The organism is Staphylococcus succinus (assembly GCF_029024945.1).
GTDB classification, from domain to species: Bacteria; Bacillota; Bacilli; order Staphylococcales; family Staphylococcaceae; genus Staphylococcus; species Staphylococcus succinus.
Window position 1 is genome coordinate 1,031,552 of sequence record NZ_CP118976.1, and the last position, 15,026, is coordinate 1,046,577.

Sequence of the window (15,026 nt, forward strand, 5' to 3'; positions counted from 1 at the left end):
ATGAAGATTAAATCTTTAGAAATCTATGGTTACGGCAAATTTATACAAAGAAAGATAGACTTTGACGAACATTTTACAGAAATTTATGGTGAAAATGAAACAGGAAAATCAACGATTCAAGCATTTATTCATTCTATATTATTTGGTTTTCCTACAAAAAAAGAAAACGAACCACGATTAGAGCCACGTCTTGGTAACCAATATGGCGGTAAACTGACACTTATTCAAGATAATGGATCAATAGTTGAAATTGAACGTATAAAAGGTAGTGCAGTAGGCGATGTAAAAGTATACTTGCCTAATGGTATGATTAAAGATGAGTCTTGGCTGAAAAAAGAACTGAATTTTATTTCTAAACGTACATATCAAGGTATATTTTCATTTGATGTCCTTGGTTTACAAGATATTCATAAACACATGGATGAAACACAATTACAAAATTACTTATTACAAGCTGGTGCGTTAGGATCGACAGAGTTTACAAGCATGCGTGAAACGTTAAATAACAAGAAAGAGCTGTTGTACAAGAAAAACGGACGTAATCCAATCATTAATCAACAATTAGATCAATTAAAAGAATTAGAAAGTCAAATTAGAGAACAAGAAGCAAAGTTAACAACATACAAGCGGTTGGTAGATGATAAAGATAAATCTGAGCGGAGATTAAGTAATTTGAAGCAAAATCTAGCACAGTTATCTAAGATGCATGACCAAAAGCAAAAAGAGCTAGCCTTACATGAACAGGCTCAAGAATGGAAAGCATTGGAAGCAAAACTTAATATTGAGCCGATTCAATTTCCAGAACAAGGTATAGATCGCTATGAATCTGCTAAATTACAAACACAGAATCTCAAACGTGATATTGGATTACGTGAAGAAAGATTAGCGCATCTTAAAGCAGAGAATGACAAGATAGATGTTCCAAATCAAATGGATATAGATGCATTTAATCATTTACATCAACAAGAGAATGAAATTAAACAAAAAGAATACGAACTCAAAACAGTTGAAAAAGAAATACAGGATAAAGAACGTGAAAATTCAGGTTTACAATCAAATATTGGGTGGCAGGATGTACACCATCATGTGGATAGTTCAGAAGCTATGAAAAGCTATGTGAGCGACCAAATTAAAAGTAAGCAAGAACAGACGGCTTTGATTCAACAATTAGAACGAAGTATCGAAGACAATAACATAGATCAAGATACGAATCACAACGAAATAGACGCTTTAGAAGCAGATACTGTACCAGAAGAGACATTTGAAAAGAAAAAGCAATATAATCGTCAAGTATTTGAACATCAAGAAAAGAGTAACCTTTATCAGAAGATGAAAGAGGCATTTGATACGGAACAAAGGGAAAATGATAAGAGACAAAATTTATTACGTATGAGTTTAATCATTTTAGCTGTAATAGGAATAGGCTTAACTGTTTTCTCATTCTTTTCAGCTAATTTAATTTTTAGTGTCATTTTTGCTATTCTATCTTTAGTTTTTATTATAGGTATTTTCTTTGTCAAAACAAAACAAGTAGGTCACAGTGAAACTTTCTCTAAAGAAATTGATGATTTAGAACGACAAATTTTACATTTAGAAGAGCATTATGATCTTGATTTTGATTTAGATGATCAATTTAGAATAAGAGAACAATTGCATAATACGATTAAAACTAAAGATGCGCTAGAGAAAAAAGCTGACTATTTAGCGAATAATTTGGAACAAGCGCAACAACATTATCAAATTGCTCAAGAAAATATTAATAAAGTGAAGTCAGATTTACATTTATCTGATAAAATGTCAGATGAACTTATTATTGATAGTATTGGCACAATGAATAAGATCAAAGCACATGATAGTCATCTTAGTGAGCTAAAAGTACAAGAAAAAGCATTACAGCAGCAATTAGACGCTTATTATGACCATGCTAGAGAAGTAACCAAAAATCAATTTATGTATTTCAATGCTTTATCATTATTTCATGATATCGGACAATGGTTAAAAGAAAAAACAAGCTTACTTGAAAAATGGAATAGAAATGATGAACAAATCAAATTGATTGAGAGTGAAGTGACACAGCTTCATAATCGTTTGAATGAAAATAATAATGTGATTACACAGTTATTCAACTTTGTGAATGTCTCGAATGAAGAAAGTTATTATCAACATCATCAACGATATCAAGACTATAATCAACAAATGAATCGCTTCAATGATTTAACGAAATACTTGGAAAATCAAAGTTATACGTATGATTTGAGTTCAAGATTAAGTGGCAAAACATTGGCGCAATTACAAGAAGAAGATGAAACATTATCTCGACAAGTTGATGAGTATAATGATCAGTATTTAGAAATGCAATCAGAGGTTAGTACGTACAATGCTAAAATCACCGATATGGAAACGGATAAGACTTTATCAGAACTACGTCATCGTTTCCATATCCTAAAAAATAAAGTGAACGATGAAGCTAAAGATTGGGCAAGCTTAAGCTATCTACAATCACTTGTAGACGGACATATTAAACAAATTAAAGATAAACGGTTACCACAAGTGATAAACGAAGCAACATCTATCTTTGCACATTTAACAAATGGACATTATGTACAAGTGACATATGCAAATGATGAATTAATGGTTAAACAGGAAAATGGACAAATGTATGAGCCTGTAGAGCTTAGTCAATCGACTAAAGAAATACTTTATATAGCACTACGTTTGAGTTTAATTAAAACATTAAAACCATACTATCCTTTTCCTGTTATTATCGATGATGCATTTGTGCATTTTGATAAACAAAGAAAAGAAATTATGATGAATTATTTAAGGCAGATGCCATCGAGTTATCAAATTTTATACTTTACATGTATTAAAGATACAAGTGTGCCTTCAAAACAAATCATTACATTGAATAAATACGAGGAAGGCGGTAAATAATGAGAAATGTAGAAAAGTTAAATCCTGGAGATTCTGTTGATCACTTTTTCTTGATTCATAAAGCAATACAAGGTGTAACAGCTCAAGGTAAAGATTATATGACGATTCATTTGCAAGATAAAAGCGGTGATATCGAAGCAAAACTATGGACAGTAAGTAAAGAAGATATGAAAGTGTTAGTACCGGAAAAGATTGTACATGTAACAGGTGATGTTATTAATTATCGCGGTAGAAAACAAATGAAAATCAATAAAATAAAATTAGCCACGCCAGATGACAACATGAAAACACAAGATTTTGTTGATGGGGCGCCTTTAACACCCGATGAAATTCAAGAAGAAATTTCACATTACATGTTAGAGATTGAAAATGCTGCATTACAACGTATTACGCGTCATCTTATACGTAAGTATCAGGAAGCATTTTTTACATTCCCTGCGGCTAGTACGCATCATCATAATTTTTCCAGTGGTTTAAGCTATCATGTATTAACGATGTTACGTGTTGCTAAACCAATTTGCGATATTTACCCGTTATTAAATCGTAGTTTATTGTATAGTTCAATTATTTTACATGATTTAGGAAAGGTAAAAGAATTGAGTGGACCAGTAGCTACTTCATACACGGTTGAAGGGAATTTATTGGGGCATATATCGATTGCAAGTGATGAAGTAGCAGAAGCAGCTAGAGAACTCAATATCGAAGGCGAAGAAGTATTGTTATTACGTCATATGATATTAGCGCATCACGGTAAAATGGAATTTGGTTCTCCAAAATTACCACATATGAAGGAAGCGGAAATATTATTCTTTATTGATAATATTGATGCTAAAATGAATATGTTTGAAAAAGCGTATAAAAAGACTGAAAAAGGTCAATTTACAGAACGTATATTTGGGCTAGAAGGTAGACAATTTTATAAACCAGTGTCATTGGACTAAAAGGATACCATATCAAGAGTTACTAGAATGAATTAAGATTCTAGTAACTTTTTTATATATAAAATTATAAACGTAAGGATACGGTTGTTTAAAATAAGGTGTGAGTGGCCCAATAGAAAAATTGAATTGTGATTTAATATCTACAAATTAGGATGAATTTTGAGATAAATTGGTATAAAAAAGAGACACGAGCTAGCTCGTGTCTCTTTTGAATTTCGTTATTGTCCAGTAGAAATGCCTGAACTACCTTGTTGTTGCATAGCTTGTTGCTGTTGTTGCTGTTGTTGTTGCTTGATTTTTTCTGGGTCTAAGATTGAATCTTCAATCGCTTTTTTAATATCTCTATCTTTATAATCTACTTTATATTCATCTAATAATTCTTTATAAGCATCTGTAAGTAATTTAGGATTTTTTTGAACTTTAGTTTGAATTAATTGAGATTTGAGTTTACCTTTTTCTTTATCAAAATCATTTTGCTTATCTGCTTTGATGATGTGGTAACCATAATCTGTTTTAACTACTTTAGAAACATCGCCTTCTTTAAGTTTGAAGAGGGCTTTTTCAAATTTATCATCCATTTGTCCTTTAATAACATAGCCTAAACTACCATCTTTTTTAGCTGAAGATTTATCCATTGAGTCTTTCTTAGCAATTTCACCAAATTTATCTGGATTTTTTTCAACTTCTTTTTGAATTTTTTCTGCTTTAGCCTTAGCTTTCTTAGCAGATAAACCTTCTTTGTCATCGTCGTTTTCTTTTACTTTAATTAAGATATGTGAACCTTTTTTAGTGTCTTGTTTAATTTCTTTATCCGACATATCCACTTTATCATTTAATAATTCTTTTTGATAAGCTTGTAGTTTTTTCTGTTCTTTGTAGTCATCTAAAGACATTTTTTGTTGTTTTAACATACTTTCAAATTGGTCTTTACCACCATATTGTTTTTGTTCTTTTTCAACTTCTTTATCAATGTCTTTTGTATTCACTTGATCTTTATACTTATCAGCTAACAATTTATTTAATAAAATTGAGAATGAACTGTTGGCGATTTGTTCATCACCTAATTTATTCATGACATCTTCAACTTTAACGTCGCCTGCTTTTGATGAAATAATAGTATCTTCTTTTGAATCTGTAGCACTGTTACCACAGGCGCCTAATAATAAAGCACTAGCTGTAACGGGAAGTATAATTTTTTTAAATGATTTCATAGTTGGAAACTCCTTTTGTAAGAATAACAACGTAAATATAACATATTATGATGTATTCACCAATAAGAAACCTTATTTCTAGGACTATAGTAGTAGTCGTTTAAAGTAGATTGTATATTTTTACAAAAAATGCGTCACTGAGTAAGTGAACGCATAGTTAATGATGGTTATATTTAGTTTCAACTCGATTTAAAATATTGATACCTGTTTGATGTTCTTCAATAAAAGTACCTTCATTTGAGAATAAGATAATTTTTAAGTATAGAAAATCCATGACCGAATAACCCATATTTAATGCGATAAGAAACATGAGATAATGGCCGTATTGAGGGAAAAGTGTACTCACATATGCGCATATACTTGTAATAACAATAACAGGTGTAATTAAATCAAAACAAAAATAATATTTATTCACAGGCGTATTCACATATGTATTGTAAAAAGGAACTAGTCTATGTCTTACTAATTTATATTTTTTAAAAGACTTGTAATATGGGAACAAAAATATTAAATGAATTGCTTTATGAATAGGGTATAGGAATAATACAAGCACTAAAAATATTAAAAAATAGCGATCTGTTATTTTAGTATTTGAAAAGAAGTATAAAATTTCATATGCTATTAAAAATGAAATAATCGTTGTGACAAAACTTAAAAATGCAATTCTTGGTAAGCCGAAGCGTGCATTTATATCAATTTGGCGTGAACATAAATACATTACAGCATCATACTCCTTCACTTTATAAATTACGATGATATATACTCCCGTATTATCTATCTTAAAGACAAAAACGTCAAGGTAAATTTGATGCTTAAAGCATTGCGCGTAATGGATTTTATTCTAATTAATTTTATAATAAATATACATCAAATTTCACAATAATTATCGAGCGGACAAAGTAATAATTATTATAGGCATAAAGGTGATTGACTAATGAACAATTCACCACAGGGGAGAGGGGAATGATAACTTATAACAAAAAAACTGTATACCTGAATGATTCATCTAAGGTATACAGTGCAATATGCTCGGTGGTACGCATATAATTTATTGGTGTTATTTATCTTTATCATTTTCGAATGTTTTGCTAATCTCTTCTCCACGATTTTGGAGGTTTTCAATATGAGATTGTAGGTGTTTAATATTAGGATCAATGTCTGATTTGAAATCACCAATCATCGTTTTCACTTCATCACCAATAGAGCTTCCGAATTCGGTACTTTCTGACTTGATTTGAGAAATGTAATTAACAATATCGTTCACGCTTTGTTTAATTTTGTTAATTTCTCTTTCAACTTCAGAATTTGCGCCAGTGGGTCTTCTAGTTTGCGTGTCAAACTGGTTAGAAGCTTTTTTATCACGGTTCATTAAAGCAACGCCGAGACCAGTTGCAACACCAGCACTAATTCCTAATAAAATTTGAGCTGTTTTCATAAAAATTCTCCTCATTTCTAAATAATCTCATAGTCGTTAATATTTTTTATATACCCCATATGAAAGGAGGTAAGCATATTTAATCGAATTGAGCAGCTATTTCTTGTGCGATTTTCGCTTTATGCGTGTCATCAAATGTTTCAGCATGTGTTTCCCATTTATAACCAAAACCATCGATATCATTTTCATATCTAGGTAATAGGTGGAAATGAAGGTGAAAGACAGATTGGTCGGCAAATTCGCCATTATTCTGTATAATATTCAATCCATCAGGGTTAAATGCTTTTTTAATGGCATTTGCTACTTTTGGTAATGCAACACCAATATGTTGCATAGTTTCAGCATCAGTTTCGAAAATATCAGCTGAAGCTTTTTTAGGTACTAATAATGTGTGACCTTTTGTAACTTGAGAAATATCTAAAAATGCATACACGTAATCATCTTCGTATACTTTATAACTAGGTATTTCACCATCAATAATTTTGCTAAAGACTGTTTCAGACATAAAATCTTCACTCCTTGTAAGATAGTTACTGACTATTATAGCATTACTGTATTATTTCCGTCATTTTTCGCAGTAAATTTATGACTAAACTGTATTTTTTGATACAATAACATTTGTGGAGGTGCCATATGACAGTAAAAGTAGAACATTTAACAGGCGGATATGGTAAACGACCTGTAATAAAAAATATAAACTTCGAATTAACAAAAGGTGAAATTGTGGGACTCATAGGTTTGAATGGTGCAGGTAAAAGTACCACAATCAAGCATATGCTTGGTCTGTTGACACCTATGGAAGGTGAATTAATAATTTCAGATGTAAATATTAAGCAAGACGTTGAAAGTTATAGAAAGAGGTTATCGTATATTCCGGAATCACCGGTTATATATGAAGAATTGACGCTCCAAGAACATATCTATATGACAGCGATGGCTTATGATATTAGTAGGGAAGTTGCGATGGATAGAGCGCGCCCGCTACTCAAAACTTTCCGACTTGAAAATGAACTCAATATTTTCCCGAGTCATTTTTCAAAAGGTATGAAGCAGAAAGTCATGATTATATGTGCTTTTATTGTAGACCCTGAATTGTACATTATTGACGAGCCATTTTTAGGGTTAGACCCGTTAGGTATCCAATCAATGTTGGATTTAATGGTAGATAAAAAAGAAGAGGGTCGAACTGTATTGATGAGTACACATATATTAGCAACTGCGGAAAGATACTGTGACAGATTTTTAATAATGGATAAAGGAGAAATCGTTGCATTCGGCAATTTAGAAGAATTAAGGGAGCAAACCGGATTATCAGGGCAAACATTAGATGAAATCTATATACATGTCACACAAGGTGGCCAAAACACATGAATGAAAATGCCAAACAATTATTTAGTAAAAGAAAACAAGAAATTAATAAAGAAAAGAGCTATTATAATAAATTTATTTTTAATGGTCACTTTTCTGTGTTTCTTGTGATTATGTTAGGTGCATTTATTCTTGGATATGGTGATTGGTTAAAAGCTATTCCCAAAGGAGTCAATTATTCCCTTATAGCAAGCATTGTATTAGCCATTACTTCTATGTTTCCAATCCGGACTTTACTTAAAGATGCAGATAGACTATTCTTACTACCATTTGAAAAACATATGACAGATTACATGAAACATAGTTTGCTTTATAGTTACTTTTCACGCATAGGATTTCAAATATTAGTAGTTATTGTATTATTTCCATTATTTTATGTGATTAATAATAAAACTTATGACTTTTATATTCTATTTGCTATTTTGTCTCTATTATTTCCATACTTGGGATTATTACTTAAATGGCAATGGTATAAATATCGGCTTGAAGGGTGGTCTATTTATGTCTTGCTCTTCATTATATTTACTTCTGGTTACTATGTTGCTTTAGCGCCGAAACAAATTTCGAGTGTGACATCCATTTTAATTTTAGTTGGACTGTTCCTTTTATTACGTAATCAAAATAAAACACAACTCTTCCCGTGGGAAAGAATGATAAAATCTGAACAGCAACATCATATGAATTACTACAAATTTGTTAATATGTTTACTGATGTCAAACATCTGAAAGAAACAGCAGTGCGTAGAAGCTATTTAGATTCTTTTTTAGCTACGCCTAAACATAAGCGTTTTAATAAGGATTATATGTACCTTTATTTATTTATTCGCAGCTTTGCAAGAGGAAAAGATGCATTTAATATTATTTTAAGATTGGTCATAATAGCTTTAGTATTAATGTTATGGTTACAACATCCAATCATTACGCTTATCATTGGTAGTTTGTTTATGTATATAATACTATTACAAATGGCACAATTTTATACACAGCAAGCATACGGTTTATGGCCACAGGTATGGCCTGTGACAGATTCAAAAGTGATTAAAGGCTATGAACAATTTTTGAATCGATTGATGCTAAGTATAGGTATATTGTTTATCATTGCTTATACAATAGTGTTTCCTCAATATTGTTATTTTTCAGTACTATTTCTATTAGTAGGATGGTTAACAATAAGAAATGTTATTAAAAAACTCAAATACCAAGAAACTTTATTAAGAGATTAAAAAATGGTCACTACTCAGAATAATAGATAATCAATCTAGTATACTGAATAGTGACCATTTTAATGTTTTATATATTGAATAGTGTAGTAATTCGAATTAATTATCATCAATTGGGAATAGATATCTTTCGAAATAACTCGAATGCTGTCCGCTTGAACCAAAGAATTGGCTTAAAGCAAGTTTGTCAAAGTTTTCACTGAAAACGGAAGATGACTTAAAGTCTTCGTAAGCAGTTCTACTTTCAAAACCAAAGTAAATCTTATACGTTAAACCTTGTTCTGGTTTTAAGAATCGATAACATCTATAACCAGCGAAATTTTTGAAATCAGTAGTTACGTTTTCTAATTTCTTTTCTAGTTGATACGCATGATCTTCTGATGTTGGAACGAAAATAACAGAATAGAAATAGTTTTCATCTAGTGTCCCATCCGACATTAATATGTCATACACTAACGGTTGTTTCAATACTGATTGTTCTTCCGTTTCTTCAAGAATAACTGAAGAATCAGAAGCTGAAAATTGTAATAAGTTATGGTTAAGATTATTAAGTCTAATTTGGTTTAAATACCCAAAAGTACCATAAGATGCATAAATTTTCATAAGATTTTCCCCCTTGCTTTGTTTAAGAAAGTATATATCTTCTATACCTTACTATATATACATCTATTTTTCCAAATAAATATAAAATAAGCTTTGATAATATTATAATTGATTTTTAATAGAAAACAATAGTCAAATAATTAAGTATATATAAAACATACTGTTTGTCATTTTTATGACATTTAAGCACATTGAAATACGCATGATAACACAATATGGTATTATAAATAAGAATAATTACAATGTAGGAGGGCATTAAGGTGCATAGTAAAAATAACACAATTCTAAATATGATTAATGGTGAGTCGGTACCCCACACACCTGTATGGTTTATGCGTCAAGCTGGGAGATCACAGCCTGAATATAGAAAGTTAAAAGAGAAATACACTTTGTTTGAAATTACACATCAACCTGAGTTGTGTGCTTATGTAACACATTTACCAGTAGATAATTACAATACTGATGCTGCAGTATTATATAAAGATATAATGACCCCACTACAACCGATTGGCGTAGATGTTGAAATTAAATCTGGAATAGGGCCAGTTATCCATAATCCTATTAAAAACATACAAGATGTTGAAAAATTAGGGAACATTGATCCAAAGCGCGATGTACCTTATGTATTAGACACAATTAAATTATTAACAGAAGAAAAGTTAAATGTACCTTTAATCGGTTTCACTGGTGCACCATTTACATTGGCGAGCTATATGATTGAAGGCGGCCCTTCTAAAAATTATAATTATACAAAGGCAATGATGTATCGTGATGAGGCGGCATGGTTCGCATTAATGGATCATTTAGTAGAAATGTCTATCACTTATACTTCTGCACAAATAGAGGCTGGAGCACAGATCATCCAAGTCTTTGATTCTTGGGTAGGTGCATTAAATGTCCAAGATTATCGTTATTATATTAAACCTGCGATGCAGAAATTAATTAGTGGGATAAAGGCTAAGCACAATGTGCCTGTTATTCTATTTGGTGTTGGTGCCAGTCATCTAGCTGAAGAATGGAATACATTGCCAATTGATGTATTAGGTTTGGACTGGAGACTCTCTATTCAAGAAGCGGGAAGCATGAACATTACTAAGACGCTTCAAGGTAATTTGGATCCATCTATTTTATTGGCGCCTTGGGATGTTATAGAAGAAAGGTTAAAACCGATTTTAGACCAAGGTTTAGCGCATGGGAAACACATTTTCAACCTAGGACATGGTGTTTTCCCTGAAGTTAAACCAGAAACATTGAAACAAATTACTAAGTTTGTCCATCAATATACACAAAGATAGTACGACATGAATTTAAGCAATCAAGATCTACATTTAATTGTGTCATATACATCTATAAACTATTAATACAGAAGGATGATGAGTTTAAAAATGACAAAAAAAATAGGCTTATTAGTTATGGCGTACGGGACACCATATAAAGAAGCAGATATTGAAGCTTACTACACTGATATTAGACGCGGTAAGAAGCCAACAGATGCTGAATTACAAGATTTAAAAGATAGATACCAATTTATTGGAGGTTTATCTCCATTAGCAGGGACAACAAATCGTCAAGCAGAAGCGTTACGTGATGCACTTAATGATGTATATACCAATGTAGAGTTTAAGCTTTATATAGGTCTCAAACATATACATCCATTCATCGAAGACGCAGTAAAAGCTATGTATGAAGATGGTATAGAAGAAGCTGTAACAGTTGTATTAGCACCACATTATTCAAGCTTTTCAGTTGGTTCTTATAATACACGTGCTGTTAAAGAAGCGGATAAATATGGAATCCAATTTTATCATGTAGAGCATTATTATCAACAACCGAAATTTATACAGTATTGGACTGAAAGAATAAATGAAGCATTAGCTGGTATTCCTAAAACTGAACATGATGAAACCGTGTTGGTTGTTTCAGCGCACAGCTTACCAAAAGGTTTGATTGAGAAAAATAATGACCCTTATCCTAAGGAATTGCATCATACTGCTGAACTATTAAGAGCACATTCAAATATCATACATGTTGCAGAAGGTTGGCAATCAGAGGGTAATACAGGTACACCCTGGTTAGGACCAGATGTTCAAGATTTAACTAGAAATCTATATCATGAGTATGGCTATAAAAATTATATTTATACACCAGTAGGCTTTGTATGTGAGCATTTAGAGGTGCTATACGATAATGATTATGAATGTAAAGTTGTTTGTGATGAATTAGGTGTAAATTATTTCCGTCCAACTATGCCTGATACAAACCCACTTTTCATCGGTGCGATAGTAGATGAAATTAAAAATGTATATTAAAGGAAGCGTGAAGCATCTTGACTAAAAGTATTGCAATTATTGGTGCTGGTATTACAGGTTTATCTAGTGCATATTTCATTAAAAAGCAACGACCTGATATCGATGTAACCATTTACGAAGCATCTGGACGAGCAGGTGGCAAAATTCAAACATATAGAACTGAAGGATATACAATTGAATTAGGTCCAGAATCTTATTTAGGTCGTAAACAAATTATGACAGATATTGCAAAAGACATTGGTTTGGGGAATGACCTTATTACAAATCAAACAGGTCAGTCGTATATTTATGCTAAAAATAAATTGTTTCCTATACCAGGTGGATCTATATTAGGTATACCTACAGATATTAAACCTTTTTTACAAACAAGATTAATTTCGCCTTTAGGCAAACTTAGGGCAGGTTTGGATTTATTCAAAAATGCTATGACTATAGAAAATGATATTTCTGTAGGTTCTTTTTTCCGCCAAAGACTTGGAGATGAAATTTTAGAAAATCTCATTGAACCTTTAATGGGTGGCATCTATGGTACAAATATAGATGATTTAAGTTTAATGAGTACTTTTCCAGAATTCAAAAAAAGAGAAGAACAATTTGGAAGTTTAATTAAAGGTATGAAATATGAAAAAGCGCAACGACAAAAGCAAAGACAGCTCTACCCAGGAGCGCCTAAAGGGCAATTCAAGCAATTCAGAAATGGCTTAAGTTCATTTATTGAAAGTTTAATGGAATATGTCTTAAATCAAGGCGTTAAAATTATATTCAATACCCCAGTTTCTGATATTAACTTATATCAGAAAAAATATGAGATTGTCACAGAACATGAAAATATTGTATATGACAGTTTACTAATTGCTACACCACATCAAACATTTATGAAGTGGTTTAAAAAAGATCCAGCGTTAGATTACTTTAATACTATGGCGTCAACTACGGTTGCAACAGTCGTCTTAGCGTTTGATGAAGCTAATATTGAAAACACATACGATGGAACTGGTTTTGTAATAGCACGTACAAGTAACACAGACATTACTGCATGTACATGGACTAGCAAAAAATGGCCATTTACTACACCTGAAGGTAAAGTGCTCATACGTGCGTATGTCGGGAAACCAGGGGATACTGTGGTTGATGATCATACAGATGAAGAAATTGTATCTATAGTTAAAAGAGATTTAAGCCAAATGATGACATTTAAAGGGAATCCTGATTTTAGTATTGTGAATAGACTCCCTAACAGTATGCCGCAGTATCACGTTGGCCATATAAATCAAATTAATGAGATTCAAAGCCATATACGCAATAGTTATCCAAGATTACGTATTACGGGTGCTTCTTTTGAAGCTGTAGGCTTACCTGATTGTATTCAACAAGGGAAGCAAGCTGTTGATGAATTATTAATGGAATTAAATTAAAAATATGACTTTTTTATATAACTTTAGAAAGTTTAAAATTCATTATGAATTGTGAGATACTTATAATAATTACAATATATTAGTAATTTAGTTATAATAATATAAGCTATTAGGTAGGGGGAGAATGCTAATGACAGATATCATAATTGTACATTCAAAATATGGTGATTCGACAAATCATTGGTACGAATGGTTAGCTAATAATTTAGTATTAGAAGGCTATAACGTCACATTATTTAATTTACCAGTAGAAGACAGTGGAAATCTTGAGCAGTGGATTAATAAAATGAGAGAACAATTAAATGTAGATAAATATGAAACATATTTTGTAACACATGGCTTAGGTACACTTGCTTCACTCAAATTTTTAGAAGAAGCTCACATAAAGCAAATAGAAGGTTTGTTTAGCATTTCGGGCTTTATGCATGATGCACAAGATATTGATGAAAATGTTAATTTAGAGGATCATGTCCTTGATTATACAGTTGTGAAAAGGAAGGTTACTAATTTTTATGGGTTATGTGCAAAAGATGATCAATACGTAGCATATAAAGAAACTAAAAGATTAATGGACACTCTAGGCGGAAAATGTAAAGTTACAGATAATGGCGGTCATTTTATGGAAGAGGATGGCTTTCGGACGTTTACAATACTACAAGGAAAAATGCAAAAATTAATGAGTAGCTAACTATTATTATAAAAAACAATGTAAATTGATGCATTGTTTTTTAGCTATATTGAAGAAAGTTATAAGGAAAAACATAGAATTTGAGATGATTAGCACAGAAAAACGATAGAATTTTGTATAAATAAGAAACTAAAGTTAAAATATTATATATATAATCCGTTTTTACACAAATAACTTTATATAAAGGATTGACTATACGCTAGAAAATTTATATACTATAAAAGTCTTAAGTAATCAGTAACGACCAAACAACAATTATCGCATGTGAAATTTAAATAATTATTAACTTAATGTAAATTAATTTTAAAAAAGTTGTTGACTTTCAGTTAACAAACATGGTATATTAATTGGGTAGCCGTTATTAATAATATTAACGCGGGATGGAGCAGTTCGGTAGCTCGTCGGGCTCATAACCCGAAGGTCGGTGGTTCAAATCCGCCTCCCGCAATTACATAGTTTTATTGGTCTCGTAGTGTAGCGGTTAACACGCCTGCCTGTCACGCAGGAGATCGCGGGTTCGATTCCCGTCGAGACCGCCATTATGGTTCAGTAGCTCAGTTGGTAGAGCAATGGATTGAAGCTCCATGTGTCGGCAGTTCGACTCTGTCCTGAACCATTTATAGTTTTAAATATTAAGTTTTGTATTCTTTGGCGGTTGTGGCGAAGTGGTTAACGCATCGGATTGTGGTTCCGACACGCGTGGGTTCGATTCCCATCAGCCGCCCCATATAAATTTAATAAGCGGGTGTAGTTTAATGGCAAAACCTCAGCCTTCCAAGCTGATGTTGTGGGTTCGATTCCCATCACCCGCTCCATTTTAATTATTCCACAGTAGCTCAGTGGTAGAGCTATCGGCTGTTAACCGATCGGTCGTAGGTTCGAGTCCTACCTGTGGAGCCATA

13 protein-coding genes and 6 tRNA genes are annotated in these 15,026 nt (G+C 31.9%); 14 read left to right on the top strand and 5 right to left on the bottom strand.

Annotated elements, in window-relative coordinates:
* Both PYW31_RS04955 and yhaM read left to right on the top strand, forming a co-directional pair.
* Nucleotides 1-2,934, top strand: coding sequence for an ATP-binding protein (locus PYW31_RS04955; protein WP_046837989.1), 2,934 nt, complete (start codon nt 1-3; stop codon nt 2,932-2,934).
* A complete protein-coding gene (gene yhaM, locus PYW31_RS04960; protein ID WP_046837990.1) occupies nt 2,934-3,875 on the top strand; it encodes a 3'-5' exoribonuclease YhaM in 942 nt (313 codons plus the stop codon). Before PYW31_RS04955 ends, yhaM begins: the two co-directional genes overlap by 1 nt.
* A gap of 218 nt (nt 3,876-4,093) precedes the next feature.
* Here yhaM and prsA read toward each other — a convergent pair whose 3' ends face one another.
* The 4 genes from prsA to PYW31_RS04980 form a co-directional block, all read right to left on the bottom strand.
* Entirely contained in the window at nt 4,094-5,086 is a 993-nt protein-coding gene (gene prsA, locus PYW31_RS04965; RefSeq protein ID WP_046837991.1) for a peptidylprolyl isomerase PrsA, read from the bottom strand.
* A 157-nt stretch (nt 5,087-5,243) separates the two neighbouring features.
* Nucleotides 5,244-5,804, bottom strand: coding sequence for a DUF3267 domain-containing protein (locus tag PYW31_RS04970; protein WP_046837992.1), 561 nt, complete (start codon nt 5,802-5,804; stop codon nt 5,244-5,246).
* A gap of 339 nt (nt 5,805-6,143) precedes the next feature.
* Complete coding sequence (locus PYW31_RS04975; protein ID WP_046837993.1) at nt 6,144-6,521, bottom strand: YtxH domain-containing protein; 378 nt, start codon at nt 6,519-6,521, stop codon at nt 6,144-6,146.
* A 79-nt stretch (nt 6,522-6,600) separates the two neighbouring features.
* A complete protein-coding gene (locus PYW31_RS04980; RefSeq protein WP_046837994.1) occupies nt 6,601-7,026 on the bottom strand; it encodes an HIT family protein in 426 nt (141 codons plus the stop codon).
* 128 nt (nt 7,027-7,154) lie between these two features.
* Between PYW31_RS04980 and ecsA the strand changes: the two genes are divergently transcribed.
* Nucleotides 7,155-7,892 (top strand): ABC transporter ATP-binding protein EcsA, encoded by a 738-nt coding sequence (gene ecsA, locus PYW31_RS04985; protein WP_046837995.1) that lies wholly within the window; start codon nt 7,155-7,157, stop codon nt 7,890-7,892.
* Complete coding sequence (gene ecsB, locus PYW31_RS04990) at nt 7,889-9,112, top strand: ABC transporter permease EcsB (protein WP_046837996.1); 1,224 nt, start codon at nt 7,889-7,891, stop codon at nt 9,110-9,112. The genes ecsA and ecsB overlap by 4 nt, the downstream gene beginning before the upstream one ends.
* A gap of 96 nt (nt 9,113-9,208) precedes the next feature.
* Here ecsB and PYW31_RS04995 read toward each other — a convergent pair whose 3' ends face one another.
* Nucleotides 9,209-9,712, bottom strand: a complete 504-nt coding sequence (locus PYW31_RS04995; protein ID WP_046837997.1) for a hypothetical protein — start codon at nt 9,710-9,712, stop codon at nt 9,209-9,211.
* Between the two features lie 260 nt (nt 9,713-9,972).
* Between PYW31_RS04995 and hemE the strand changes: the two genes are divergently transcribed.
* The 10 genes from hemE (at nt 9,973) to PYW31_RS05045 (ending at nt 15,024) form a co-directional block, all read left to right on the top strand.
* Complete coding sequence (gene hemE / locus PYW31_RS05000; RefSeq protein WP_046837998.1) at nt 9,973-11,007, top strand: uroporphyrinogen decarboxylase; 1,035 nt, start codon at nt 9,973-9,975, stop codon at nt 11,005-11,007.
* 90 nt (nt 11,008-11,097) lie between these two features.
* A complete protein-coding gene (gene hemH / locus PYW31_RS05005) occupies nt 11,098-12,021 on the top strand; it encodes a ferrochelatase (protein WP_046837999.1) in 924 nt (307 codons plus the stop codon).
* Nucleotides 12,022-12,038: 17 nt separating this feature from the next.
* Nucleotides 12,039-13,436, top strand: coding sequence for a protoporphyrinogen oxidase (gene hemY, locus PYW31_RS05010; protein WP_046838000.1), 1,398 nt, complete (start codon nt 12,039-12,041; stop codon nt 13,434-13,436).
* Nucleotides 13,437-13,566: 130 nt separating this feature from the next.
* Nucleotides 13,567-14,124 (top strand): RBBP9/YdeN family alpha/beta hydrolase, encoded by a 558-nt coding sequence (locus PYW31_RS05015; RefSeq protein WP_046838001.1) that lies wholly within the window; start codon nt 13,567-13,569, stop codon nt 14,122-14,124.
* A 374-nt stretch (nt 14,125-14,498) separates the two neighbouring features.
* A tRNA-Met gene (locus PYW31_RS05020) sits at nt 14,499-14,572 on the top strand.
* Nucleotides 14,573-14,587: 15 nt separating this feature from the next.
* Nucleotides 14,588-14,663 (top strand) — tRNA-Asp (locus tag PYW31_RS05025).
* Nucleotides 14,664-14,667: 4 nt separating this feature from the next.
* A tRNA-Phe gene (locus tag PYW31_RS05030) sits at nt 14,668-14,740 on the top strand.
* A gap of 35 nt (nt 14,741-14,775) precedes the next feature.
* Nucleotides 14,776-14,851, top strand: a tRNA-His gene (locus PYW31_RS05035).
* A gap of 14 nt (nt 14,852-14,865) precedes the next feature.
* A tRNA-Gly gene (locus tag PYW31_RS05040) sits at nt 14,866-14,939 on the top strand.
* A gap of 10 nt (nt 14,940-14,949) precedes the next feature.
* A tRNA-Asn gene (locus PYW31_RS05045) sits at nt 14,950-15,024 on the top strand.
* The last annotated feature ends 2 nt before the right edge of the window (nt 15,025-15,026 follow it).

Excerpts from the sequence above, each read along its gene's own strand:
- PYW31_RS04975 (WP_046837993.1), bottom strand. The coding sequence starts at position 6,521 with ATGAAAACAGCTCAAATTTTATTAGGAATTAGTGCTGGTGTTGCAACT.
- PYW31_RS05015 (WP_046838001.1), top strand. The coding sequence starts at position 13,567 with ATGACAGATATCATAATTGTACATTCAAAATATGGTGATTCGACAAAT.
- PYW31_RS04995 (WP_046837997.1), bottom strand. The coding sequence starts at position 9,712 with ATGAAAATTTATGCATCTTATGGTACTTTTGGGTATTTAAACCAAATT.
- prsA (WP_046837991.1), bottom strand. The coding sequence starts at position 5,086 with ATGAAATCATTTAAAAAAATTATACTTCCCGTTACAGCTAGTGCTTTA.
- ecsA (WP_046837995.1), top strand. The coding sequence starts at position 7,155 with ATGACAGTAAAAGTAGAACATTTAACAGGCGGATATGGTAAACGACCT.
- ecsB (WP_046837996.1), top strand. The coding sequence starts at position 7,889 with ATGAATGAAAATGCCAAACAATTATTTAGTAAAAGAAAACAAGAAATT.
- PYW31_RS04955 (WP_046837989.1), top strand. The coding sequence starts at position 1 with ATGAAGATTAAATCTTTAGAAATCTATGGTTACGGCAAATTTATACAA.
- PYW31_RS04970 (WP_046837992.1), bottom strand. The coding sequence starts at position 5,804 with ATGTATTTATGTTCACGCCAAATTGATATAAATGCACGCTTCGGCTTA.
- yhaM (WP_046837990.1), top strand. The coding sequence starts at position 2,934 with ATGAGAAATGTAGAAAAGTTAAATCCTGGAGATTCTGTTGATCACTTT.
- PYW31_RS04980 (WP_046837994.1), bottom strand. The coding sequence starts at position 7,026 with ATGTCTGAAACAGTCTTTAGCAAAATTATTGATGGTGAAATACCTAGT.
- hemH (WP_046837999.1), top strand. The coding sequence starts at position 11,098 with ATGACAAAAAAAATAGGCTTATTAGTTATGGCGTACGGGACACCATAT.